The sequence below is a fragment of the Herbaspirillum rubrisubalbicans genome (assembly GCF_003719195.1).
GTDB lineage: Bacteria > Pseudomonadota > Gammaproteobacteria > Burkholderiales > Burkholderiaceae_D > Herbaspirillum > Herbaspirillum rubrisubalbicans.
In genome coordinates, this window is sequence record NZ_CP024996.1 from 3,640,524 (window position 1) to 3,664,941 (window position 24,418).

The following is a 24,418-nucleotide window of genomic DNA, read 5'->3' on the forward strand; positions in this document are numbered from 1 at the left end:
TCACGTCATGGGTACATCAACCGGGCAGCACGCCGCCGGCATTGACCTTCACTTCGAACAAGTAGTAGTGCGAACGGTTGGGGTCACCCTCATAGGAGATGTTGGCCTTGGCGTAAGGGGCGCCGTCTTTGGTCCAGACGAAGTGCGAATTGCCGCTGGCATTGACGGCGGAGGCGGTCCAGAAGTCCTTGGCCGGCACGTCCGCGGTGTCCCCGCTACCGATGACGCCCTTGGCACCGGTGGCAGTGCCCAAGATGTCCTTGTCTAATTCATCGAAACGGCTCCACCATGTACTGTCCTTGCCCAGCAACGTCGCACGACCCTGACCGCCAGCAGTGGTGACGCCAATGCTGGCGTTGGCGTCCAGATTGCCGATGTAGGTGCGCGCGTCGTTCTGGTCGATCGTGCCGTTGCCGTCCACGTCCAGGATATAGAGGTTGCTGTTCGGGGCTACCTTGAGCAGTTTGGCCTTGGTGTCCTGGTCCATCAAGCCTGTGAAACTGAGCGGTGCAGTGACGGTAAAGACTCCTGGCAGGCTCGGGGAGATGGTCTTGCTTCCCGTTACCTTGTTGTCGAAATCGGCTAGATCCTTGAACTGTGCCTCGACCTGAATGTCCTTGCCCAGCAGATCGGTCGTGACGACCAGCTTGGAGGAATCGTTGCCCTGGAAGTGGGCAGCGCTGATCTCGGTCTTCTCACCAGTGACCTTGTTGACTACCGAATACCACTTGTAGGTGTAGGCAGGATTGGTAGCCAGGCCATCATCATCCTTGATATTGTCGGGCTGGGCAGTGAGCACCGTGCCGAGCATACCGTCGCCGCTGATCGTAACGTCACCAGTAGGCAGCTTGTTGCCGGGCTTGGGTCCGACCGTAAAGGAGGTAGTGCTGGTGGGGCTTTCCTGTCCGCCGTCTTTGTCCACGTAGATCGCCTGGACTTTGATATCCTTTCCGTAGTCGCCCGACCCGACCTGATAGTGGCTGCCAGAGCCTACGCCGCGGTCCTCGCCGCCGACTATCCAGTGATACTCGATCTTGCCCGCATCGTTCTCATCCTGAACAACTGCTTTGAGCTCATCGCCAAGCTTTAGATCGCCACTAGGGACGACTTCCTTGCCGTCATTGTCAATTAGTTTGATACTGACCGTTCCCGGCTGCTGCTTCGGGCGAACCCTGAAGCTCTGAGCTTCTTGTGTCCAGAGTTCGTTGTTGCCTGCCTGATCAGTGTATTGAGCACGGAAGTGAATAAGCGCATCCTTGGCCAGAATATCCTTGGTGACCACAAAGTTGCGTGCGTCGGCAATCTGGCCCTGGGTGAAGGAATGACTGTCCAGCCATGAATACTTCGCAGCCGGACTGGTGGCGATGCCATCTTTATCGTTCACCTCGACCGTCACCGTATCGCCATAACGCAGCACGTTGTTCTTGTCGGGGTCCACCACCACACCGTTGACCTTGAACACAACTTGCGGCGGATTGTTCGGCCCGGTTACCTGGGCAGTCTCACTCGAGGAAGCGGTATCCGGCGTGTTGGCTCCGTCCGTATAGCTGGCCGTGACCTTGATCTTCTTGCCCTTGTCCGCGTCCTTCACCTTGTAGGTGGCGGTGTTGTTGCCGGCCACCGTGGTGTCGCCCACGGTCCAGGTGTAGCTGACCGTGCCGGCGGGGTTGCCGTCGGGATCGCTCACGGCGGCGCTGAGGGTTTCGCCCACCTGCGGCGCGCTGCCGCTGATGCCACTGAGCGTGATCGCTCCCGGACGATTGAAGACGATGTCGAGCTTGTTGCTGGCCACGCCCGCGTTGCCGACCACGTCCGTATAAGACGCCCCGTTGACCTGGACGTCGCCTTTGAGGACGTTGCCGTCGTTCGGCTTGAACTTCGCCGTGCGCGTCAGACCGGAGCCTGCGAAGTCGATGAGGGTGCCGCCATTGACCACGATGTCGTCCACCGTGAAGTCCTTGATCTCTTCACTGAAAGTGAAGACCAGTTCCACCAGATCGCCGGGACGCGTGGGCCCATTACCAGGCTTGACCGCCACCTGGACCGTGGGAGCGAGGTGATCCCACACCATGACCAGGTCGCCGCCGGCCTGCTTGGTGACGGCAATCGCGGTGCCGGTCATGCCAGCATAGGTTTGCTTGGCGGTGAAATTCTCGTAACGTCCATTGAGGGCCGAGGTGTTGATGAGCACCGTCTTGGCGGCACTCAATATACCGCTGCCGATATCGACAGTTCTCCTGGAACCATCGGCACCAACCAGCTCTGCGCTAAAGCTCACCCGCGCGCCCTCCTGGCCGTTGTCAACGCTGAAGCTCAAGGTGCTGGCCCTGGTCGCAGTCTCGGAGGTAGCCTCCGTGACCCTGGCACCACTGAGTGTTGTGGGAAGCGCTGAACTGAAGACTTTAAGATTACCGTAAGCAAATCCGGAGGCCTGGCCATACGTGCCGGATTGGCTTTGCAACACGAGATTGATGTCGGTATAGAGGGCGTTGGCCAGGGCGTTTTCTGCCTCGACATCGACGTAATGGCCGTTTTTCTTCGTATCCGGCGAATTAATGGTCAGCGTGTAATCAGGGGCTAGCGAATCAGAGCCAATGGTCTTGCGGCCCAGCAGGATATCCCCTTCATCGAAGCGGTTGTTTTTGTTCATATCGCGGAAAAGCACGGCAACCTCGCCGTCCTTACCGCCGAGGAAGTAGAAACGCGGCTCCCGGATCGTCGTACCATAGTTTCGATCAGGTTTAACGCCAGGAGTCTTGGCATTGTCGGGCTCTTTGAGGTAGTTACCGTACTCGTTCTCGGCCAGGCTGTCCTGGATCGGGTCGAAGACCAGGCTGTTCGGGGTGGAGGGAACCACCGTGGAAATCTCGAACTGGCCAAGGGTCTTGGTATTGCCCAACTGCGTCATCTCGCTGAAATTGCTGCTGGGGTTTTGCTGCTGCACCATCACCTTGCTATAGACGCCATCAGTCAACGCCGTGCCACTCATGGCTACCGTCTGGCTGGTGGCCGTGGCGGTAAACTCCAGCAGCTTGACCATTTGACCGCTGGGATTGGTGGCAGTGACCACCACCTTGGCACCAATCACCAGCCCATCCAGATAGAAGCTTGGCAGGGTCACATTGGTGATACCGTCAGCGTTGGAGATGCCGGCATCGCTGGCCGCATCCAATTGGAAAACGCCAGGCTTGGGTGGCCTTGCAGCATCGATTTCGATGGGTCGGGGGGCAGCGATGCTGCCGTTGCTCGGCACGACGGTGCTCAGGTCATTGCCCGCCAGATCCTTGCCCGTGGTGGCACTGACGCTGGTCACTTTCAGATCGCTACTATTCTGACCAGGCAGTACCTTGTAGCTGCCCACCAATTGAGTGGGATCGCTGGAGTCGGCACTGAGTACGACCTCGCCGCCATTGCTCAACTTGACCGTCAGTGAGGCGCCAGCACGCAGGGGTTCCGAAACCTTGGCGCGCAGTTGCAGCACGTCATCGATGAGCAGTTTCTTGTCAGCCGTTGCGCTAAAGCTGAGGAGGGTGGGCGACGCATTGTCCACCTTCACGGCCGCATTGGCGGGCAAGGCCGTATAGGTGAGCTGGGAGGCATTGCCGGCAAGGTCGGTGAGGCTGGCACCGTTCAACGCCAGGACGTTGGCCAGCACGGCGACCCCCTCAAGGGCGGCATCGTCGCCGGCCAGGGTGTAGCTGAAGGTCAAGTTCTTTCCGTTGGCGCTGTTTGCAACGTAAGTGGCCACGCGAGACTTTGCCCCCACCTGCAGGCTCAACGTGGGACTGCCACCGTCGGTGTTGAGGCGCATGTCTTCATTGAAGCTCACCGTGACGATGACCTTGTCACCGACACGGTAGATGCCACTGGACGTGCCAACATCGTCACTGCGACCGTTGACGACCACGCTGGCTACGCCAGGCGCGGTGGTATCGACCTTGAAACTGGCATTGGCGGGACTGCCGGAGTAATCCATGACGGCAGCATTGCCGGAGACATCGGTGATGACCGCCCCCTGCAGCTTGACGGCACCGGCTGGAATGGTGATGCCCGCGGCATCGTTGTCATCGGCGGCGACGGTGTAGGTGAAGAGCAAGGTCTTCTTATCGGCAGCCAGGCCTGTATACGTTGCGGTACGCGGTTTCCCACCCACGTTCAGGGTCAGTTCGGGGCTGCCCTTTGCGGTGTCAATGCTGATCTCTTCAGACCAGCGCACGGATGCCTTAAGCTCCGCACCGGCCTTGTACAGACCAGTGCTGGCCAGCACGTTGGCCGAGTCGATCTTTGCTTCGGCAATGAACGGGGCCTGCGTGTCGATCTTGACGCCAGCGGGATCGCTGGCCTTGGCCTGCGAAGCCAGCACGGCCGGGTTGCCGGCCAGGTCGGTGATGCCGCCGCCGGCCAGCTTGATGCCATTGGCGGGCAAGCCAATACCGGTGCTGGCATTGTCGCCGGCGACGATGACGTAGTCGAAGAAGGCACTGAGCTTGTCGTCGCTGAGCTTGTTGAAAACCGCCCTGCGGATGCCCGCGCTACCTCCCAGATCGATATCCACCGTAGGCTGGCCCATGATCTTCATGGCTTCGCTGAACTTGACCTCGACGGTGACAACGTCACCGACATGGTAGTAACCGTCCTTGGGCGGAAGGCTGCCCGTCGCCTTGGCACTGAGGGTGAGTTGAGCCACCGTGGGTGGGGTAACATCGACGACCTGAGTGACCAGCAGGTCCAGGATCTGGGGCTGACCAGCTGATTTCCCCGTATCGATCTGGTTGCCCAAGGCGTCGCGGATCAGGGCGCCGTCGCTGTCCGGATTGGCAAGCAGGCTCAGGGAGATTGTCGTGTCGGCAGGGCCGCTGCCGCCGCTGGAGGTCTTGGGCCTGACCATCACCTTGTAACGCAGGCCGCCGGAACCGTCTATAGGCGTGACACTGTCCACGGTACCGTTGGTGGCGATGAAGTTGCCGGTACCGACTGCCCCCCAAAGCTTAGGAGGAATAGCTTCGCTCAGTACGACGGTGAAGCTCACGAGGCCGCCCATGACCGGGCCCCCGGCATCCGCAGTCGCGCTGGCCGTCGGCCCCATGGTATCAATGGCCTGGGTCGCCAGGATCTTGTCGGTGTCGACCAGGTTGCCGGCCTTGTCGCTCAGGGGCGATGCCACACCTGACTTGAGCCGCAATTCGATGTTGCCGGAGGCCACGCCCGCCTTGGGAGTGACTCTGATCTTCCAGCTAGTGGCCGTGTCGCCAGGCGTGACTTCGTTGACGGTGCCATTGGCTACGTCGAAATAGTCCTTGGTCGGTGCTGACTTGAGCGCCTCGTCAAAGTTGATCACGAAGGTCACGCTCTTGTTGACCAATGCGCCACCCGGGTTGCTGGCGACGGTCGCCTTGGGGGCGATGGTGTCAAGCTTGAACTGCACCGTATCACTTGGCGCACTGCGGTTGCCGGCAGGGTCCGTGGCGGTGGCTCTGACTTCTACCACACCTTGACCGATTTTTTCCAGGTCCTCCGCGATCAACTTGACCGACTGGCCTGGGCCGGTTGCCGTCACGGACTTCGTCCATACATCGACGCCTGCTTTACGGAAAACCAGACGCACCGTACTGCCGCTTTCCGCATTGAGATTGATGCCTTTTCCGAGCGCAGCCGCGCCACTGAAGGTATCACCGTCAGCGATATCGGCCGGCAGAGATACCTGAGGTTTGGTCGGCTCGATGGTATCGATCATGACCCGCTGGCCAGTCACCGCCTTGGCCTGGTCCGTCTCGATCGTGCTACCGGCCACGTCCTCCAGAACCTTATCCCGATTGACCAATGAAATGGCCTTGAAGACACGCTTGGTACCAAACTCGACGTTCTGACCGACCTTGTATTGGAACTTGAGCGTGTCGGTGTCTAGGCCACCTACGAGAACTGCCATGCCGGTCTGAGTATCTTGGGGCTGGGAACCATCTTCGGTGTCGGACTGCAGGATGACATAGACCTTCGATGTATTTTTCCCTGTCTTCAGGAAAACCGGGCGATCGAAGCGCACCGTCACTTCAATCACGTCATCCTTGCGGTAAAAACCATTGTTCCCAGCAGGCGTGATGCTGGTGATGTCGAGATCGAGTTTGGAGGACGCATCGAAGGGCTTCAAGTAATTCAGCTTGAAACTCGTGTCAGCGCTGGTGTTGCCGGCCTGGTCGGTGATGGTGACATAGACCGTGTTGTCGCCCGGCTTGAGCATCGAACTCAAGGTAACCGTGGCGCCATTGCTGGAGACGGCCCCCGGCAAGACGCGTACTACACCCTGGCCAAGGGGCGAGGTGTGCGCTGCATCGGACCAGATCTGTATCACTGAACCGGGCGAACCCCCTTTGACCAGCAGCGTGGGAGTGCTTTGGGAGGTGATGTTATCGAACTTGGTGCCAGCAACGCCATCACGGCCGGTATCGCTGGAAGCATCCAGCTTGACTTCGCTGGGGGCGTCCGGCGTAGAGAGATCAAGCGTCAAGCTTGCTTTACTTCCGGCACCGGTCGGTAGCTTAAGCGCCACCTTGCCACTCTCGTTGCCGGCAGCATCCACCAATTGCGCAAAAAGCTTCAATGGCACGCCGTCCACTGCAGATTTGCCTTTCACAAACCTGGTCAAGCTGTCGACAGAGGCCTGGATATAGCTCGCGTCCGTGAATTGCGCCTCGCCGCGATCATTGACGGTGGCTTCGGCCAGACGCAACTCGGCGAAGCCGTCCGCAGTCACCAGCAACTTGACCTTGGTGCCATTATCGGATGCCTTGAACGCACCGGATGCCACGCTGATCTTCAATCCTTTGATCTGGTTGGTCACGACAGAAAAGGCGTCTTCAGGATTGGCGCTGGAAATGGCGTTGAGCTTGCCGCTCACCGGAACAGTAGCATCAGCGCGCAAGCCGCTGCTATCAAAGACCGGGGGATCAAGAATTTCAAGATTAGGATCGGCAGGCGGTGTGGTGTCGGCTTTATAGGGTGTATTCAACTGGGTTTTAACACCCAAGGCCTTGGCCAGATCGTCGCCGGGCACGGCGGCACCGTCTCTCTTGAACCATTTCCCCTGGGCGTCCGATCTGAACAGCACGTTGCCAAGGTCAGCGTAGATGAAGGCGTCGCTCTTGGTGAAACGCAGGGCATTGTCCGGGATGCTGATTGCGCCATCCAGGCCGCGGGTAGCCGCGTCGCTACTGGAAAGCTGCAACGAGAAATGCAGCACGTCGCCGGTGCTGCCATTGGGGACGTAAGTGGCCATCAGGTCTCGCCCATCGACTTTCATGAGCAAGGTTGGCTCATTGCCGGGGCTCCAGGAAATCTTATACGGCAAAGTCATCACGACCTTGATGGTGTTGGAGGTCGTCTGTCCCGTCCCAGCGCCGTTGAAGGTGATGCGATCGCTAGTGGCCGGTGCGGCTTCAATGGCGATCTGATCGCTGAACAGGGCGATCCTGGCCCCTGCCGAGGCGAAGCCCAGTGCGCTGCCGGTGGCGCGCAACTGGAACTGGGCGCTGCCACTGTTGGGCTTATAGAAACTGCTTTCTGAATTGGCGCCTTTTTCAGCGGGCAACAGGAAATTGGAGGAATCAGTAGAGGAGCCGACGGCCGGACGTGCAGCATTTTCCAGGTTGTACTTGGCGGGGTCGTCGAGATGGGTGGGAATCGTCAAGGTGAAGAAACCACCACCCTTGTTTTGGGGGTCATTGACCGCCGCCTCGGCCGCATCCACGTCTTTCTTGGTCAGGACATAGTCATAGGTGAATGGTTTTGCATCCGCAATCGGCTTACCATCTGCATCCAAGCGGACGAATTCGATATGCAGGTTGTCGCCCACCTTGGCCGAAGCCGCCGTATTGATCTTCAGGGTCAAGCCATCGGTAAAACTGGAATAACTGACGTTGGCGTCCACGCCCTTGGCCAGCGTCTGGCCGGCAACCGGGACTTCCTTTTTCGTGTCGATACTAATGTAGGGTACCTGGCTGCCGTTGGCCCCCGCCTCAGCGTCGCCCGTGGCCTGATACAGGCGGGCTGCGCCTTCATCCAGGCCGACCTGGGCTTTGGTGCCATCGCCCTTGTCGACCTCGACCGAGCGTACCTTTTGCAAATCCAGCACGAGTTTGCCGTCAGCCCCCGTGACAAAGGCACCTGCCAGCACCTTGAGAGCCTTGTCCAGGGCATCATTGCTGGGAACGCCGGCAGCCCGCTGGGCCTGCGTCATGCCAGCCACCACGCCGAGTGCCAGGCCGTAGTTCTTGCCATCGGCTGTCTCGACAGGATTGCCGCCACCGCCCAGGAAAACGGGCAGCACGTGGACCAGATCACTGACGCTGATGCCGAAGGCCTTGGCGACGGCAGCATGGATGGCGTTCATGTTGTCCGGCGACAGATTCTGGCCGATCTGCATGGCCGCCAGCGTGGTCAACGGGTTGGCCGTGACCTGCTGGTCCGCATCCATGCCGCCGATAACGGCAATCAGAGGAGTCGCACCCAAGGTCTGTTTGCCGATGATTTCGTCGCGATGGTCGGCGCTGTCGCCGGTATCGCTGACGACCACGCGCAGGATGTCCTGGGCGGTGACCATGCTCTTGTCGATCTTGAAGCTCATCCGGCCGTTGCGATCCACCGTGGTGGTGCTGGCGATTTCCTGCCAGGCGCCGCCTACCCACTTCTGCGCACTGGCGCGCACTGACGCGCCGGCCAGGAAGGGGCCTGCTGCTGGGGTGACGGTGAGATTCCAGGTGTTGCTGGGCGGGGGGGGCGCGCCATCGTTGCCGCTCGAAGGTGGAGTAGCAGAGGGCGTGGCGCTGATGCCGCTACCGTTTGCACTTCCGCCGCCACCGGCTGCCAGTCCCAGCAAGGCCAGCGCACCGCCGCCAATGGCCACCGGCAACTTCCAGTCCTTGCCCAGCCAACTTTCGCTCCCATCGGGACCGGCCTTGGGCGGTGTGCTCGGCAAGGGAGCTGCCTGGCGCAGCAGTTCTTCGCCCACGCTGGCAGGGGAGTCGTGGGCATCAGCAGCCTTGGAGGTACTGCTGGCCTGAGCCAGCAGGATGGGAGCGGTGTCACCCTCTGCGTGAGAGGATTTTTCCAGGGTAGCTTCCTCTTCGTCGTCCTCGCCGCGACGCACCGACATGGCAGCTTCAGCGCTGGCCAGGGCACGCTCGGCAGCGCCCTCTTCCGGCACGATGGCCATATCGTACAAAGGCTGGTCTTCTGCCGGCAACTGTTGCTGGTCGTGCTGCTGGGCAGCCTTGGCGGATTTGGCGGACTTGCCGGCCACTGCATTGGTGCTGCGCCGGGTCGGCGGCATGATCAACGGTACCGGGGCAGTGCCCAATTGCTTGTTGCTGATCGGGTTGATTCCAGCCTTGTTTTGATCATTAGACATACGAAGGGTGCTTTCTCTGGTCTAGGGTCTAGGGAGTGAGTAATGAAAAAATAGGTGACGGCACCGGTGCGCCAGACAGGCCAGGGCCAACATCAAGTTGGCCCTGGCTGCTATTGCGGCTTAGGTGCTGGCACCGGGATCGCCCTCCAACTTGGGCGATTGTTGCAGCGGGTCTTGCACGTGCTTCTCGGCAAAGGCCTGCAGATCCGGTATGGCCCATTGCGACTGGGCTTGTGCCTTGGCGACAATACTGATATCGAGCTTGTCGATGCGGGCGATGATTTCGATCAACTGCGGTTGCAACTGCTGGCCTTGCTGCAGCAGCTGGGCACCTACCGTTTCGACAGCGACCTGAGTGCCACTGGCAGCGCCCTGTATGTTGCTCAGCGCCAGGCCATGTTCGCGTTGTTCGCGCAGGCTGGCGTCGATCAGTTCGGCGACCTGGCGCATGTCCTGGCCCAGGCCGTTCCTGATGCTGTCGGCGTGTTCACGCATGGCCTGGCGCGACAGTTCGGCATCCTGTGCTGTGGCGGCAAGCAGTTCGCCGAGCTTGCGGGAGGCATTCTTCTGGTCTTCGCTGAGTTCGGTCTGGCCTACGGCGATGCCGGCCAGATGGACTTCCATCGCACGCACGCTGGTGAGCAGGCCGTGGTGCGCCTGTTGGGTTTCTTCGAACTTATGCACCAGCGAACCCAGACGCTGCTCCATGGTGGCGGCGATATGTTCCAGTTGGGGACGATCCATGGCCTGGGCTGCGGTCCGCTTTTCCAGGCTCTCCAGCCACTTGGTCAGTGGTTCGCTGACCTGGCGCATCCGTGAGGAAGCCAGCAGGATGGCGTCGGTCTGCTGGTGCATTTCGCTGCGGATGGCGCGCATTTCCTGCAATTGCGCCAGGCCGGCGGCAGGGTCGCCGGCCAGCTGGAGCGCTTGTCGTTCGCCATCCTGGGCTTGCGCCGGGGCGCAGACAGCGTCGGCCGTACTCATGTAAGCCAGTTCGGCACGGACACACAGTACTCGTTGCAGCTTCTTGGTGGCCAGCAACTGGACGTTGTTGACGATAGAGCCGCCCAGGCCCAGCAGCGAGGCGACGAAGGCATCACCCATGCCGGCCAGGGGGCCGCTCATCTTCTGGAAGAACTGCGCCATCATGTCGCTGCCTTCGGTACCGGCGACCCCGAACAGGCCGATCAGGGCGGCCACTTCCTTCAGGGTCACGATCAGGCCCAGGAAGGTGCCAAACAGGCCCAGGCCGATCAGGGTGTTGGCGATGTACTGCGGCAGCGTGGTGCGGCGCTGGATGTTGAGCACAAAACTGTCGGCCTGGTGTTGCAGGCGGACCGGATCATGGGTCAAGGGCTGGCCATCCTTGCGCAGCAGTTGCTGGAACAGCTCGCGCACTTCCAGCGCGGCGGAACCGGTGTGCAGGCTGTCGTTAAGGTTGGCCAGCTTGGTCGACTGGTCCTGTCCCTCGGCAGACTTGAAGCGACGGATCAGCCATTCCAGGTACTTGCCTTCGGTCAGCAGATGCCTGGTCTGCCAGATCGTCAGCAGTTGGCCGCACACGGTCACGATCACCAGCAGGACGACGAAGAAGGGGTTGGCGGCCTGTTTGATCAGCTTCATGACGCTCTCATAAAGCCATACGTTGATCATCACGTACATGACAAACACTGCCAGGGTGCCTGTCCAGGGCAACAGGTAGGCCGGATCGGGCGCGGATTGCTTGGGCAGAGAGATGGGTTTCATTCAATTTTCCTTGTAGTTGGTAGTAGTGGCAATCGAGGGTTGTTATCGCTCCCCCATCGATTCCTGGAGCGTCTTGGCGATGGGCTTGACCAAGAAGGACAGGACGGTACGGGTGTTGGCCTTGATTTCGACGGTGGCCGTCATGCCAGGCTTGACGTGGATGGCGCTGGATTTCTCGCCCTTGAAGACGGCTTCCTCCAAGGCGATGTGAACGCGGTAGTACGGCACTGCGCCCTGGCGTGTCTCGTCCAGCAAGGTATCGGGGCTGACATAGACGACATGACCGTTGAGGGTGCCGTAGATGGAATAGTCGTAGGCATCGAGCTTGACGTTGGCCTGCTGGCCGACCTTGACGTAAGCGGAGTCGGCCGTGGAAACCTTGACTTCGACGATGAGGTTGTCCACCGGCAGGATTTCCATGACCACGTCACCTGGACGCACCACGCCGCCGATGGTGGTGACGCGGATGTTCTTGACGACGCCATCGGCCGGTGCCTTGAGCTCGGTATGCTCCAGCACTTGGCTGCGATCCTCGAGCTGTTCGCGCTGGGTGTTGAGGTCTTCTTGTACCTTGGTCATGTCCACCAGCGCTTCCTGGAAATACTTGTTGCGCTTGTTGTTGATCTGGGCGCGGATGTCGGCGACGTTGCGCTGCAGACGCAGCACGTCGGCACGACCGACGTCGCCGGTCTTTTCCAGGTTACGGTTCATCTCCAGCTCCTGCGAGGCCAGGCCGAGCATGTCGTTCAAGGCTTGCAGGTCCTGGTCGATCAGCGTCTTGCGCTTGACGTACAGGTCTTTCTGGTTGGAGATGTATTCCTTGTAGTCCAGCAGGTCGGGATCGAAGACCAGCGGCTGGCCATACACTTCGGCGCGCAGGCGGGCCAGACTGATGCGCAGGGCGGCCACCTTGGCGCGACTGTCGTTGAGCGAGGTCTGCACGCGATCCTGCTCCAGCACCATCAGCAATTGGCCCTGCTTGACGGCTTCGCCTTCCTTGACCAGGATCTGCTTGACCGGGCCGCCATCGGGCGCCTGCACCGACTGCGTACGAGAGACAGCGATCACCTGGCCCTGGGCGCGAGTGACCTGGTCGATTGGGCTCACGGCGGCCCAGACCAGCAGCAGGACCACGCTGAGCATGGACAAGCGCAGCATCCAGCGCGCCGAGACCAGGGGGTTGTGGGAGTCGTTTTTCTTCATGTTCAATGTCATGGTCATGGCCGGCCTCACGCAATCACACCGGGTACGCCGGTATTGGTGCTGGGCACTTCACCGCGCAGGCGAGCCAGGACGGCGTCACGCGGGCCGTCGAGCACGATGCGGTTGCCCACCACCACGATGACGCGCTCGACCATGGGCAGGAAGGCAGGCTTGTGGGTCACCACGACCAAGGTGCGACCACCGTTGATTTCTTCATTCAGTACGTTCAGGCAGTGACGTTCCAGGTCTTCATCCATGGAAGCGGTGGGCTCGTCGAGCAGGAAGATGTCAGGACGGCACAGCAGCAGTCGGGTGAAGGCCACCAGTTGGCGCTGGCCACCGGAGAGGCCGCGTCCACCCTCCTGGATCGGCAAGTCCAAGCCCTTGGGATGGGCCGAGACCAGGCGCAGCAGGCCGGTGCGTTCCATTACCTGGCGCAGCACTTCGTCGCCGGGATCTGGCAGGCCGATCAGCAGGTTTTCGCGCAGGGTGCCGACGAACAGACGATGGTCTTGCTGGAGATAGCCGATGTGCTGGTTCAGCGTCAGCCGATTGATGTTGGACAGATCCAGACCATCGAGCAGGATGCGGCCCTGTTGCGGTCGGTAGAGCCCGGACAGCAGGCGCAGGATGGTGGACTTGCCGGCACCGATCGGCCCCAGGATGGCGACCCGCTCGCCGGCCTTGATGGTGAGCTGGTCGATGGTCATGGCGTTGAGCAGGCTGCCGGCGTAGGTGAACTTGGCTTCTTCGACGCGGAACTCTCCGCGCAGGCTGTCGGGCGTCAACTGACGGTCGCTGCCCTGGTCGGTCTGCAAGGCATAGATTTTTTCCAGGCCGGCCAGGGTGGCCTTGGTATGGGCACGCTGCACCATCAGGCCGGGGATCATGGCCACCGGCGCCAGGATGCGCCCCCCCAGGATGGAACAGGCGATGAGCGCGCCCATGGTGATCTGGCCATTGATGACCAGAAAGGAGCCAACGATGACGGTGGTCGAATAGCTCAGTTGCTGCAGCATGGCGGCGATGTAGCCGGCGTGATCGCCGATGGCGCGCATGGCCATGTCGCTGCGGATGGATTCGGCGCTCACGTCGATCCAGCGCGAGAGGAACTTCCACCCACCGGAACCGGACTTGATGGTCTCGACCCCTTCCACCGTCTCCACCAGCAGGCCGGTCTTGAGGTTGGAGGCCGCAGCGCTCTTGTCGGCCAAGCGCACCACCTTGCGGTTGGAAAGATAGCCGATGGCAATCGCGGCCAAGCCGAAGAGCGTAGGTACCATTGCCATCCAGGGGCTGGCGATGAAGGCGATCACAAGGACGAACAGCAGGCCCAGCGGCAAGTCGACCAGAGTGAACAGGGTCTGCGAGGTGTAGAAGGAGCGGATCTGTTCATAGCCGCGCAACTGGCCGGCCAGGCTACCTACCGAGCCGGGTAGCTGGTCTACCCGCACCGAGAGCAGGCGCTCGAAGAGTGCTTGCGAAAGCTTGGCATCCAGTCCCGAGACGACGTTGTCCATGATGTGCGAACGGGCGAACTTCATGCCCAGTTCGAACAGGATGGCCAGCGATACGCCGATGGCCAGTACGATGAGCGTGGCCACGCCGTGGGTAGGAATGACGCGATCGTAGACCTGCATGGAGAAGATCGATGCACCCAACGCGATGATGCTCATCACTACCGAGGCGATGACCACTTCGAGAATGATGGGACGGAACTCGGCCAGGGCTTCCTTGAAGACACGCTCGAAACCGTTCTGCCCGTCCTTGGCGCCCAGCGCGGCGAAGTCAAGTCGGTAGGCCCCGTCGATCAGGTCACTGTCGCTGATGAGGGCATGGCCTTCTTCGCTGATGAAGATCCAACGCCCATCGGGCCGCTGGTCGACGATGATGCCCCAGCCGCGCTCGTTGACCACGCCCAGCATGGGGAGCTGGGCGCGCTCCGGGATGTCTGATTGTTGCGCCTTGGGCAGGCTCAGGGCAGTGCATAAAACCTGAAGGTCGACGGCGGCACTGCCGTTCTTGCCCATGGCAGTAGCAATGGCTGCATCCAGGCGCACACTGTCGATCACCACACCTTGGCGCCGGGCGGCGGTCATCACCGCCCACGACAAGGAAGACGCCAGTTCGCTCATCGACCTGCTCCCGGCATGAAGACAAGACGCTGGTCACCGAGCTGCACGCCGACCCGCTGGGTCAGAGGGCAAGTTAGCGCAACGCACGGTGAACTGGAATGTGAATGAATGTGCTTTCTCATGGCGATTCGTTTGGGTTGGTATCAGCGGCGACGATCGGCCTTCCTTCATGGGAAGGGCTGTCGAGGCTGCATCTTCAGGACATACTCGGCTTGATCGACAGTGAGAGCGAAAAGCAGGAGAGAACCCCTCCGACGATGCGTCGCGCGATACCCCAAACAATCAGGAATTCAGGTCATCGATAGTGCATCGTCGCGCCAGCGCAAGCGGGCAACTACCGAGGGAAATCGCGTCCGGAATTCGGCGCTGCGGCAGATCGTCAATGGACCCTATGATGTTTGAAAATATATAAATATTTAATTGTCCTTTAGTGCATTCCAGATTTTTTTGTCGTCAAAAACTTAGTAAATGACGATTTAATTAGGACAGGATTTGCACTGTTTTAGACGCGCAGAGAAAAGCAGATTCGGCAGGACCGAGGCAATCACTTTCCAGACCTGATCCGGCGATATGAAGGAATCCGAAAACCTGTTGAAATCCTCTTCATAGTTGGATTCCAAAAAGAGAACTCCCCTCGAACCATGTCGGATACGAGGGGAGATTGGTGCCATTCGCCACCTGGTAATCCGACAGGAAGTCAGCACTGGTGACAGCATCTCCGCTAGACCATGGACAGAGACGCGAAACTAACTTTATCGAATCGATGACGCCCCCGAAACTGTCCGATGGTGCAGGCAAAATACTATCTTCGATGATGCAATCTGAAAGCTATTCATGACACAAAAGACGTCAACACATCTCCGACAAACCATCCTTCCTCACGCCACGGAAACCCAGGAAGCCGCCGATGCATCCACCCCGACGGGCGTGACCAACAGCTCACCCAGGCGCGGCGACAATGCAGCCGGCCTGGTCACCGGAGCAGCACAATAGCGGGCGAATTCCACCGCGAGCATGGGCCGCGAGTAGTACCAGCCCTGGGCATAATCCACGCCGGCCTGTTCCAGGTAGTGGGCCTGTGCGACGGTCTCCACGCCTTCGGCGACGATCTTCAGCCCAAGTTTCTTGGCCATGTCGATGATGCAGCCCAGTACCGGATGCGGCGGAGCATCGTCACTGATGCTGATGACGAAGGAGCGATCCAGCTTGAGCACGTCACAGGGCAGCTCATGCAGATAGCGCAGGCAGGAGTAACCGGTACCGAAATCGTCCAGCGCGATCAAGTGGCCCTGGCGCCGGGCCTGGGTCAAGGTCTCCCGGCACGGGAGAGTCTCCATGCTGCTGCTTTCAGTGACCTCCAGCCAGAGCTGCGCGGGGTCGATGCCGGTGCCGTCCAGCTTGGCGGCCAACACCTTCAAGATGCGTCCGCTGTTGACATCATGGGCCGGCACGTTGACGGCGACGTGCAGACGGGGATGGGCGCGCAGGCTCAATGCCATGTCATCGATGATCTGCTCCAGCACCAGGTCGGTGATGGCGTCGAGGCACTGGTGCCGTTGCGCTGCCGCCAGGAAATGGTCCGGGGACAGCAGTACGCCATCCTCGCGCTGCCAGCGCACCAGCGCCTCGGCACCCACGCAGGCCCCATCGGCCAGCGCAATGATGGGCTGATAGACGACGATGAATTGCTTGCGCTGGATGGCACGCCTGAACTGCGCTTTATTGATCATGTTCCTCCCTACCCTGGTCACGCTGCAGCTCCCCGCCGCACCTCATCGGGTGCTGACTGGGAAGATGCTCAACGGACCTGATCCAGCCCATATGCCCAGAGTTGCAGCTTGCGACCGTTGGCGATGATCATGGCGCTCACATCCGCTTTTTGCAGATCGGCTTGCACCACTTCGCGCACGGCATTCATCACGTCCAGCCAGGAGCGCCGGCCGGAGAGGTACTGCCGGGTGTAGGAAGCCAGCACATCCTCGGCCGACAAGCCCACATCCACCAGGTTGCGGGCACGCGCCTCGGACTGCTGGTATTCGGTAAAGGTGGCGGCCATCTGCGAAATGAGTTCCAGCCGCGCCGCATCCACAGCCAGCACGGCAGACTGGTAGCGACCTTGCGCGGCGGCCACTTCGGAACCCAGCGAGAGACCGGCGCCCAGCTGCATCTGCATTCCGATGAAGGCACGATTGACGTCGGGCTGATTGCGCACGCTGAAGTTGCCGCGCTGGTGTTCCACACGGGCATAGACTTCCGGCCAGTAGGAAGCGCTGCGGATCTTGATGGCCGACTCCTGCACCTTGGCATCGGCACGCAGACGTTTGAGCAGCGGACTGCTCTGCAGCATGTTCTCGGTGAGCAGGGGCAGATCGTCGGTGACCGACATCTTGACCACATCGGCGCGCAATTCATCGTCGCTCAAGTTCAGACCCACCAGTTGCTCCAGTTGCAGCCGGGCCGACTGGCGGCTGGCCTTGGCGCCCAGCAGGTCAGTCAGCGCCTGGTCGCGGCGGCCGCGCACCAGGGTCACGTCCACTCGTGCGGCGGCCCCCTCCTTCTCGCGGCGCTGGCTTTGCGCCAGGAAATCCTCGAGCGCCTTGAGGTTCTTCTGGTTGGCCTCGGTGGCCAGATCAGAGCGCACCCACAAGCTGTATTGGGAGATGACCTGCTCGGCCAGCCGGAAACGCTGCTCGCGCAAGGCTTCTTCGGCCGACTGCTGGTTGTGTCCGGCCTGCTCCAGTTGTGCCGACAGGCGCCCGCCGGACCACAGGGTCTGTTGCAGGCGCAGGGTGATGACGGTGTCGTCGCCTTGGTAGGAGACATCGCGCGAACTGGTCAGGCCGGCACGCTCGACCGACATCGAGGGAGTGGGAAAGAACTGCCACCGGGCCGATGACACGCTCTCGGCAGCTGCTTCGACAGCACGCTGGCGCGCCAGGGCGGCGGGATTGTTGAAGGCGGCCTGCTGTACCAACTGCCCCAGGGTGATGGACTGGGCCGGCAGGCTGCAAGCGGCCAGGGAGACGGCCAGCATCAGGGCCCTGCACGTGCGCGGGAAAGGTCGGGGCAACAGCGGCCGGCGGCGGCCACCGTGGTGAAGATCGTGATTCATCTGCGCTCTTTTTTCTGTTGATCTCGCCCGTGGACACCGTCTCGCTCGACGCCAAGACGCCGGACCAGGTCAGCGACCTGCGAGGACGGGGGACAAGAATTGGCTTTGGATGATCGCGGAAACGCCAAGAGGGACTAATTGTCCCTTGGTGCAGGAATGCTCATATCTCCTAGAAGGTTTTCGAGAAATGAAATGAAGATTTAAAAAAGCGCGGAATCAGCGAGTTCTCAGGAGGGAAAAGCGGTCGTCGCCAAGGCCGCGCGCAGCATCCCCATCACGCCCTCCCAGGCGCCCGGTTGCTGCTGGCGGAACAAGCGGGCCGTCGGGTACCAGGGCGAATCATGGCGCTGCAGGAACCAGCGCCAATCGGGGGCATAGGGCAAGGCGATCCAGACCGGCAGGCCGAGCGCACCGGCCAGGTGGGCGGCGGCGGTGTCAACGCTGATGACCAGGTCCATGCAGGACAGCGCCGCAGCGGTATCGGCGAAGTCGCCGATGCGCTCGCCTAGCGCGTGCCATTGCGGTCCGGCCTGTTGCAGCCATTGCGCATCGTCGGCGCGCAGGTCAGGTTGCAGGACGAAGAATTGCAGCCCGGTGCGGGCCTTAGCCAAGGTGGCAAAGCCCGCCAAGGCCATGGAGCGGCGTGCATCGTTGACGTTGCCGGGGTTGCCGGAACAGACCACGCCGATGCGCAAGCCGCCGGCCACGCGTGGCGCCAGTGCGGCGATATGACTTTCCCACTGCTGGCGCAAGCTGGCCTCGACGGTGAGATAAGGAATCGGCGCCGGGATGGTGTCCATGGTGGTATTGCAGACCAGCGGGAGGCTCATCAACGGCAGCTGGAAATCGATGGCCGGCAACGCTTCGCCCATGACCACCAGGCCGATACGCTGGGCTACCGGCAAGCCCTGCATCAAGGTCAACAGACTGGCCGGCAACTCGAACACCACTTCGGCGCCCGCCTCGACGATCTGCTGCACGTAGCGACTGAACTGGATGGTATCGCCCTGCCCTTGCTCGGCCCACAGCAGGATGCGCTTGCCGGCGAGTGAGCTGCCGCCGTTCCAGGCCGGGATGTCGGCATGACGATAGGGATCGGCGGCGCGCCCTTCCCAGCGCCATTCATAGAGCGGCAAGGCTTCCTGCAGGCGGCCCAGCGCCAGCAGCGACAGCGCCAGGTTGAGATGGGCATCGGCATCGCTGCCATCGATACGCAGCGCGCGGCGATAACTGTCGATGGCGTCTTCGTGCTCACGCAGCCGGGCCAGCGTAGTCCCACGGCTGACGTGGGCATCGACCAGATCAGGATCGAGGATCAAGGCATGGTCGTAGTAACGCAGCGCCTCTTGGTAGCTGCCCAGGGCGTGCTCGACCAGGCCCGCCGCCAGCCAGTACTGGGCACGCTGATCATCCAGGCGCAGGGCTTGATGGATGCTGTGACGGGCCGCTTCCCATTGGCCGGCACGCTCGTGCAGCAGCGCCTTGCGATGCCAGGTGTCGGGGACATCGGGATTGCGCCGCAAAGCCTCTTCCAGCAAGGCCAGCACCTGGGCATCGTTTTTCCCGGAAGGCGACATGCCCTGCAGGGCAGCGGCCGCAGCGACGAAGAATTCTGCACGCTCCTGCCCAGATTCGATCAGGTCGCGATACAGCAGGAAGGCATCTTCATATTTCCCCTGTTCGTAGAAGGCGCGGCCCAGGCGATAGCGCAGGGCCAGTGCCTCCTCGCTGGACGCATCTACCAGCCGCAAGGCCTGTTGCCAGGCTAGCGCCGCTTCCTCGAAGCGCCCTTGCGCGGCCGCCACGCTACCCAGCAGATGCAGGGCATCCTTGTGCTGCGGATGGCTTTGCAGCAGGCCGAACAGCAATTGCTCGGCAGCGGCGTAGTCTTCCTGGTCGAAACGGTCGAGGGCGAGGCGCAGGGTGTCAGTGGCGTTCATGGCAGTCAGAAGGAGACAAACGGGGGTATTGTCTCATCCCTGCTGCTCCCGGCACTGATGTAGGTCAGCGCTTGAAGACCAGCACCGGATCGGCGCGATAGATGGCCGGGTACATCTTCTGCAGATTGCTGATCTTGGGCAGGTCGTTATAGGCGATGTAGGGCTGGTTGGGATGCAGGGTGGCGTAGTCCTGGTGATAATCCTCGGCCCGGTAGAACGCCTGCAACGGCGCCACCGTGGTCACGATGGGAGCGGCGAACACCTTGGCGGCGTTGAGCTGGGCGATGTAGGCCAGCGTCGCCTGCTGCTGTTGCGCGCTGGCGGTGAAGATGGCCGAGCGGTATTGCGTGCCTTGGTCCGGTCCCTGACGGTTCAGTTGGGTCGGGTCATGCGCCACCGAAAAATAGATCTGCAGGATCTGGCCATAGGAAATCTTGCGCGGGTCGTAGGTCACCTGCACCGCTTCGGCATGACCGGTGGTCCCCGCACTGACCTGGGAATAGCTGGCCGTATCGGCCTTGCCGCCGGCATAACCGGAGACGGCCTGCAATACCCCCTGGGTATGCTGGAACACCCCCTGCACGCCCCAGAAGCAACCACCAGCCAGCACCACGGTGGCAGTGGGAGCGGTCGAATCCAACACGGCCTTGCCGCTCGGAGCGGGCACTGCCACCGCCGCTTCGGCGGCATACGCGGATGGCTGGATGGCCGCCGCCAGCACCAGGCACAAGGCGGCAGGTTTGAACAAGGACATGGTCAATCTCCGGTACGGGTCTAGAAAAATCGGATAGGCAAGCCAGTCAGCGCCGTGGGGGCGCAGTCGGCACCACCGGCGCAGCGTGCGCCCTGCCCTTGCGCCACAGCAGGCGCAGCGCCAGCATCAGGCCGACCAGCACGGCAAACAGCAGCGGCTGGGCGATGAGGTTCTTGCCGGCCTTGTCCCACCAGTAATGCAGCACGCCCAGCGGCACGATCACGTAGACCAGACGATGCAAGACCTGCCAGCGCTTGCCGCCCAGGCGGCGCACCATGCCGTTGGTGCTGGTGATGGCCAGCGGGATCGACAGCACCAGCGCCAGCACGCCCACCGTGATGAAGGGCCGCTTGAGGATGTCCTTCCAGATCTCGCCCAGGTCGAAGAAGTGATCGAACCAGACAAAGGTCGTGAAATGCAAACACAAGTAGAAGAACGCCATCAACCCCACCATGCGCCTCATGCGCACCAGCCAGTTCAGCCCGGTGAGCTTGCGCAAGGGGGTGACGGCCAGGGTGATGCAGAACAGGTACAGCGTCCAGTCACCCGTACTGTGGGTGATGAATTCCAGCGGATTGGCACCCAGCCCACCCGTGAATCCCAGTACCACCAAACGCACCAGCGGGACAAACGCCAGCGCCAGGAAGCACCACCACAGCACGGTCACGCTGCGAGGTTTCAGGTTGCGCAAGGCGGCAGGGGCAAGGGGAAGCAGCATGGACGATCCGATGGGCATCAGTAGAACTTGCGCAGGTCCATGCCGGTGTAGAGGCTGGCTACCTCGTTGTAGCCGTTGAACATGAGGGTCTTGCGCTTGGGCGCGAAGAAGCCATCCTCGCCGATGCGGCGCTCGGTGGCCTGCGACCAGCGCGGGTGGTCCACGGTGGGATTGACGTTGGAATAGAAACCGTATTCCTGAGGCGCGTACAGGTTCCAGGCCGTCTTGGGTTCGTCCTTGACAAAGCGGATCTTGACGATGGACTTGGCCGACTTGAAGCCATACTTCCACGGCACGATGATGCGCACCGGCGCCCCGTTCTGGTTGGGCAGGACTTCGCCATACATGCCCAGGGTCAGGAGCGTGAGCGGATGGTTGGCCTCATCCATGCGCAAACCTTCACGATAGGGCCAGTTCAGGATGGGGTCGGACAGCCCTGGCATCTGTTTCTTGTCGGCCAGGGTGACGAATTCTACATATCGGGCATTTCCCGTGGGCTCCACCTTCCTGATCAGGGCCGACAGGGAATAACCGATCCAGGGAATCACCATCGACCAGCCTTCCACGCAACGCAGGCGGTAGATGCGTTCCTCCAGCGGGGCCAGCTTGGTCAAGGCATCCAGGTCCAAGGTCATGGGCTTGTTGACCTCGCCTTCGATGGCGATGGTCCAGGGACTGGTCTTGAGGGAGCCGGCATTCTTGGCCGGATCGGACTTGTCGGTGCCGAACTCGTAGAAGTTGTTGTAGCTGGTGGCGTCCTTGTAGGCGGTCTGCTTGTCCATGACCGCGTAGGCGTTATTGAGCTTGGCCGGCAGCTTCCTGCCCTGCTGGGCGAAAGCCTGCGGCAGCGCGCCCATGCCGCTGGCCAGGGCCGAGCCGGCGGCCACGCGGGCCATGAAGCTGCGACGGGACAAGTAGAGATCCTTGGGGGTGATCTCGGAGGCGGTCGGAATCTCGATCTGGTCGGGACGAATCTTGATGAGCATGGTGCGCTCCAGCAAATAAGGGTGGGTGCCAGGCCGGGAGCCCTGGCAAGATGAGGCCATGGTAAAAGCGAGTCGGTGACACTCAAGTGGCAGTTTGATGACAATTTTGTCATGAAGAAAAATCCCGCCATTGCTAGAATCGAGTGCATTTTCCAGCCATTCTCCCCGATCCCGGCCGCCTTTGCAGCGGCCATTTTTCTCCTACAGCATGGCGATCCTGGTAATCGAAGACGACCCCAAGACCGGGGACTACCTGCGCAAAGGCTTGCGCGAATCCGGCTATGCCGTGGATCTGGCGCGTACCGGCACCGATGGTCTGCACCTGGCGCTGGAGCAGGACTACGATCTGGTGGTGCTGGACGTGATGCTGCCCGGCCTGGACGGCTGGCAGGTCATGAGCGCGCTGCGCAGCAAGCGCGATCTGCCGGTGCTGTTCTTGACGGCCAGGGACCACGTGGATGATCGCATCCGCGGCCTGCAACTAGGCGCCGACGATTACCTGGTCAAGCCCTTTTCTTTCACCGAGCTGGTGCTGCGCATCCGCACCCTGCTGCGCCGGGGCGTCACGCGCGAGGCCGAGGTCTATGAGATCGCCGACCTGCAACTGGACCACGTGCGCCACAAGGTCACGCGCCAGGGGCTCAACATCGCCCTGACTAACAAGGAATTCATGCTGCTGCACCTGCTCATCAAGCGCCAGGGCGAAGCGCTGTCACGCAGTGTGATCGCATCCCAGATCTGGGATATGAACTTCGACAGCGACACCAACGTGGTCGACGTCGCCATCAAGCGCCTGCGCGCCAAGATCGATGCCCCGTTCGAGAAGAAACTGATCCACACCGTGCGCAGCGTGGGCTACATGTTTTCGGAACACCCATGAGCCAGGCCACCGTACATGCACGTGGCTGGACCCTGACCACCCGCGTGACCGCCCTATTCGCGCTGATGACCTGCCTGGTGGTAACCGGCCTGGGGCTGTACCTGGATCGCGCCGCCGGCGATGCCCTGGCGCAGCGCGCCGACCAGGCCTTGATCGGCCGGGTCGAGCACTTCCGCAACCTGATGCACGATCTGTACAACGTCGAGCAGATGGAACAGCGCCCGGCGCTGTTCGAAAGCATGATGGGCAACGAGCAGGATGTGCGCATCTTCCGCCGCCAGGGTGAAGCCCCCTTCATCCAGAGCAATCCCGACCACCTGGTTCCCCCGGCCATGCAGCCGGCCCCCGTGGACCAGCCGGTGAGCGCGGCCCGCCTGCTGACCAGCGAGCGCGCCGACGGCGTGCGGGTGCGCTGGGTCTCGGCCCTGGCGGACGTGGGTAAAGGCCGCGACACCGTGGAAATCATCGCCGCCTATGTGATGGTGCAGGAAGACCGTATGATGCGCAGCTACCGCTGGCGCATCGCCGGGGCCGCCGCAGCGGCCATCCTGCTGACGTCGCTGTTGGGCTTCGTACTGCTGCGGCGCGGCTTGCAGCCACTGGAGGCGATGAGCCAGCGCGCGGCCCAGATCACGCCGGATCGCCTGTCCACCCGGCTGGAACAAGAGGGAATGCCGGCCGAACTGCGACGCGTGGCACTCTCCTTCAATGCCATGCTGGACCGGCTGGAAGCTGGTTATGACCACTTGGCGCAGTTTTCCGGCGACCTGGCCCATGAGATCCGCACCCCCATCAACGTACTGATGGGTCAGAGCCAGGTAGCCCTGGGCCAGCGCCGCAGTCCCGAAGACTACGAGCAGTTGCTGGAATCGAACGTGGAAGAATTGCAGCGACTGGCGCGCATCGTGGAAAACATCCTGTTCCTGGCCCAGGCCGACCACAGCACGCTGGCAGTGGAATGCAGCGCCCTGGATCTGCAGGAAGAGCTGGCCAAGATCACTGACTATTTCGAGGGCATCGCCGACGAACGCGGGATGCACTTCGCGCTGCAGGCACAAGGGATATGCCAGGCCAACCTGGATATGTGGCGCCGGGCGGTGAGCAACCTGATCATCAACGCGGTGCGCTATGGCGAACCCGATAGCATCATCCGCATTCAGGCCGAGGGCGATGCCAGCGGCAGCCGCATCCTGGTAGACAACCGCAGCGGCAATGTCACGCCCCAGGTGATGGCGCGCATGTTCGACCGCTTCTATCGCGGCGACCGCTCGCGCAGCGCGCTGACCGAATCCAATGGCCTGGGGCTAGCCATCGTCAAGGCCATCATGGCCTTGCACCGTGGCACGGCGACGGTGGAGTGTCCCCAGCCGGGCTGGATTCGCTTCAGCCTGCGCTTCCCTTCGGTGGCCGCAGCGCCACCCACAGATAAACCAGATCACTGAACCAGGCAACCAACACCATCACCCAAGCCACCCCACGCCAGGGATGAATTGCAAATGCAGCTTATTTGATCCGCATCATGTTTCCTTTCGGCCAAGCTCTTC

At 61.4% G+C, this 24,418-nt stretch carries 12 protein-coding genes; 2 read left to right on the forward strand and 10 right to left on the reverse strand.

What is annotated here, in order from left to right; all coding sequences use genetic code 11:
* Positions 1-16 precede the first annotated feature (16 nt).
* The 10 genes from RC54_RS16145 to msrP all read right to left on the reverse strand — a co-directional run bounded on the left by RC54_RS16145 (position 17) and on the right by msrP (position 21,994).
* Positions 17-9,322 (reverse strand): Ig-like domain-containing protein, encoded by a 9,306-nt coding sequence (locus RC54_RS16145; protein ID WP_244216494.1) that lies wholly within the window; start codon positions 9,320-9,322, stop codon positions 17-19.
* A gap of 198 nt (positions 9,323-9,520) precedes the next feature.
* Positions 9,521-11,146, reverse strand: a complete 1,626-nt coding sequence (locus tag RC54_RS16150; RefSeq protein ID WP_061788971.1) for a hypothetical protein — start codon at positions 11,144-11,146, stop codon at positions 9,521-9,523.
* A gap of 42 nt (positions 11,147-11,188) precedes the next feature.
* Positions 11,189-12,367: a beta-barrel domain-containing protein gene (locus RC54_RS16155; protein ID WP_244216359.1), complete on the reverse strand. Its 1,179-nt coding sequence runs from the start codon at positions 12,365-12,367 to the stop codon at positions 11,189-11,191.
* A gap of 8 nt (positions 12,368-12,375) precedes the next feature.
* Positions 12,376-14,484, reverse strand: a complete 2,109-nt coding sequence (locus RC54_RS16160) for an ATP-binding cassette domain-containing protein (RefSeq protein ID WP_058896101.1) — start codon at positions 14,482-14,484, stop codon at positions 12,376-12,378.
* Positions 14,485-15,362: 878 nt separating this feature from the next.
* On the reverse strand, positions 15,363-16,214 hold the full coding sequence (locus RC54_RS16165; RefSeq protein WP_058896102.1) for an EAL domain-containing protein: 852 nt from the start codon (positions 16,212-16,214) through the stop codon (positions 15,363-15,365).
* Positions 16,215-16,282: 68 nt separating this feature from the next.
* The gene (locus RC54_RS16170; protein WP_231738690.1) at positions 16,283-17,596 is read right to left on the reverse strand and encodes a TolC family protein; all 1,314 of its coding nucleotides are present in this window, start codon (positions 17,594-17,596) and stop codon (positions 16,283-16,285) included.
* Between the two features lie 227 nt (positions 17,597-17,823).
* Complete coding sequence (locus RC54_RS16175; RefSeq protein WP_061788973.1) at positions 17,824-19,536, reverse strand: tetratricopeptide repeat protein; 1,713 nt, start codon at positions 19,534-19,536, stop codon at positions 17,824-17,826.
* Between the two features lie 64 nt (positions 19,537-19,600).
* Positions 19,601-20,290, reverse strand: coding sequence for a peptide-methionine (S)-S-oxide reductase MsrA (msrA, locus tag RC54_RS16180; RefSeq protein ID WP_123020463.1), 690 nt, complete (start codon positions 20,288-20,290; stop codon positions 19,601-19,603).
* Positions 20,291-20,336: 46 nt separating this feature from the next.
* Positions 20,337-21,026, reverse strand: coding sequence for a protein-methionine-sulfoxide reductase heme-binding subunit MsrQ (locus RC54_RS16185; RefSeq protein WP_058896105.1), 690 nt, complete (start codon positions 21,024-21,026; stop codon positions 20,337-20,339).
* Complete coding sequence (gene msrP / locus RC54_RS16190) at positions 21,026-21,994, reverse strand: protein-methionine-sulfoxide reductase catalytic subunit MsrP (protein ID WP_061788974.1); 969 nt, start codon at positions 21,992-21,994, stop codon at positions 21,026-21,028. The genes RC54_RS16185 and msrP overlap by 1 nt, the downstream gene beginning before the upstream one ends.
* Before the next feature lie 208 nt (positions 21,995-22,202).
* Here msrP and RC54_RS16195 point away from each other — a divergent pair, with 208 nt between their 5' ends.
* Together RC54_RS16195 and RC54_RS16200 are read left to right on the forward strand one after the other, a co-directional pair.
* Positions 22,203-22,874, forward strand: a complete 672-nt coding sequence (locus RC54_RS16195) for a heavy metal response regulator transcription factor (protein WP_017451713.1) — start codon at positions 22,203-22,205, stop codon at positions 22,872-22,874.
* On the forward strand, positions 22,871-24,316 hold the full coding sequence (locus RC54_RS16200; protein WP_058896107.1) for a heavy metal sensor histidine kinase: 1,446 nt from the start codon (positions 22,871-22,873) through the stop codon (positions 24,314-24,316). The genes RC54_RS16195 and RC54_RS16200 overlap by 4 nt, the downstream gene beginning before the upstream one ends.
* The last annotated feature ends 102 nt before the right edge of the window (positions 24,317-24,418 follow it).

Coding starts and splice junctions, on each gene's coding strand:
- RC54_RS16145 (WP_244216494.1), bottom strand. CDS start 9,322: ATGCCGCCGACCCGGCGCAGCACCAATGCAGTGGCCGGCAAGTCCGCC.
- RC54_RS16155 (WP_244216359.1), bottom strand. CDS start 12,367: ATGACCATGACATTGAACATGAAGAAAAACGACTCCCACAACCCCCTG.
- RC54_RS16195 (WP_017451713.1), top strand. CDS start 22,203: ATGGCGATCCTGGTAATCGAAGACGACCCCAAGACCGGGGACTACCTG.
- RC54_RS16160 (WP_058896101.1), bottom strand. CDS start 14,484: ATGAGCGAACTGGCGTCTTCCTTGTCGTGGGCGGTGATGACCGCCGCC.
- RC54_RS16165 (WP_058896102.1), bottom strand. CDS start 16,214: ATGATCAATAAAGCGCAGTTCAGGCGTGCCATCCAGCGCAAGCAATTC.
- RC54_RS16175 (WP_061788973.1), bottom strand. CDS start 19,536: ATGAACGCCACTGACACCCTGCGCCTCGCCCTCGACCGTTTCGACCAG.
- RC54_RS16200 (WP_058896107.1), top strand. CDS start 22,871: ATGAGCCAGGCCACCGTACATGCACGTGGCTGGACCCTGACCACCCGC.
- msrP (WP_061788974.1), bottom strand. CDS start 21,994: ATGCTCATCAAGATTCGTCCCGACCAGATCGAGATTCCGACCGCCTCC.
- RC54_RS16185 (WP_058896105.1), bottom strand. CDS start 21,026: ATGCCCATCGGATCGTCCATGCTGCTTCCCCTTGCCCCTGCCGCCTTG.
- RC54_RS16170 (WP_231738690.1), bottom strand. CDS start 17,596: ATGAATCACGATCTTCACCACGGTGGCCGCCGCCGGCCGCTGTTGCCC.
- msrA (WP_123020463.1), bottom strand. CDS start 20,290: ATGTCCTTGTTCAAACCTGCCGCCTTGTGCCTGGTGCTGGCGGCGGCC.
- RC54_RS16150 (WP_061788971.1), bottom strand. CDS start 11,146: ATGAAACCCATCTCTCTGCCCAAGCAATCCGCGCCCGATCCGGCCTAC.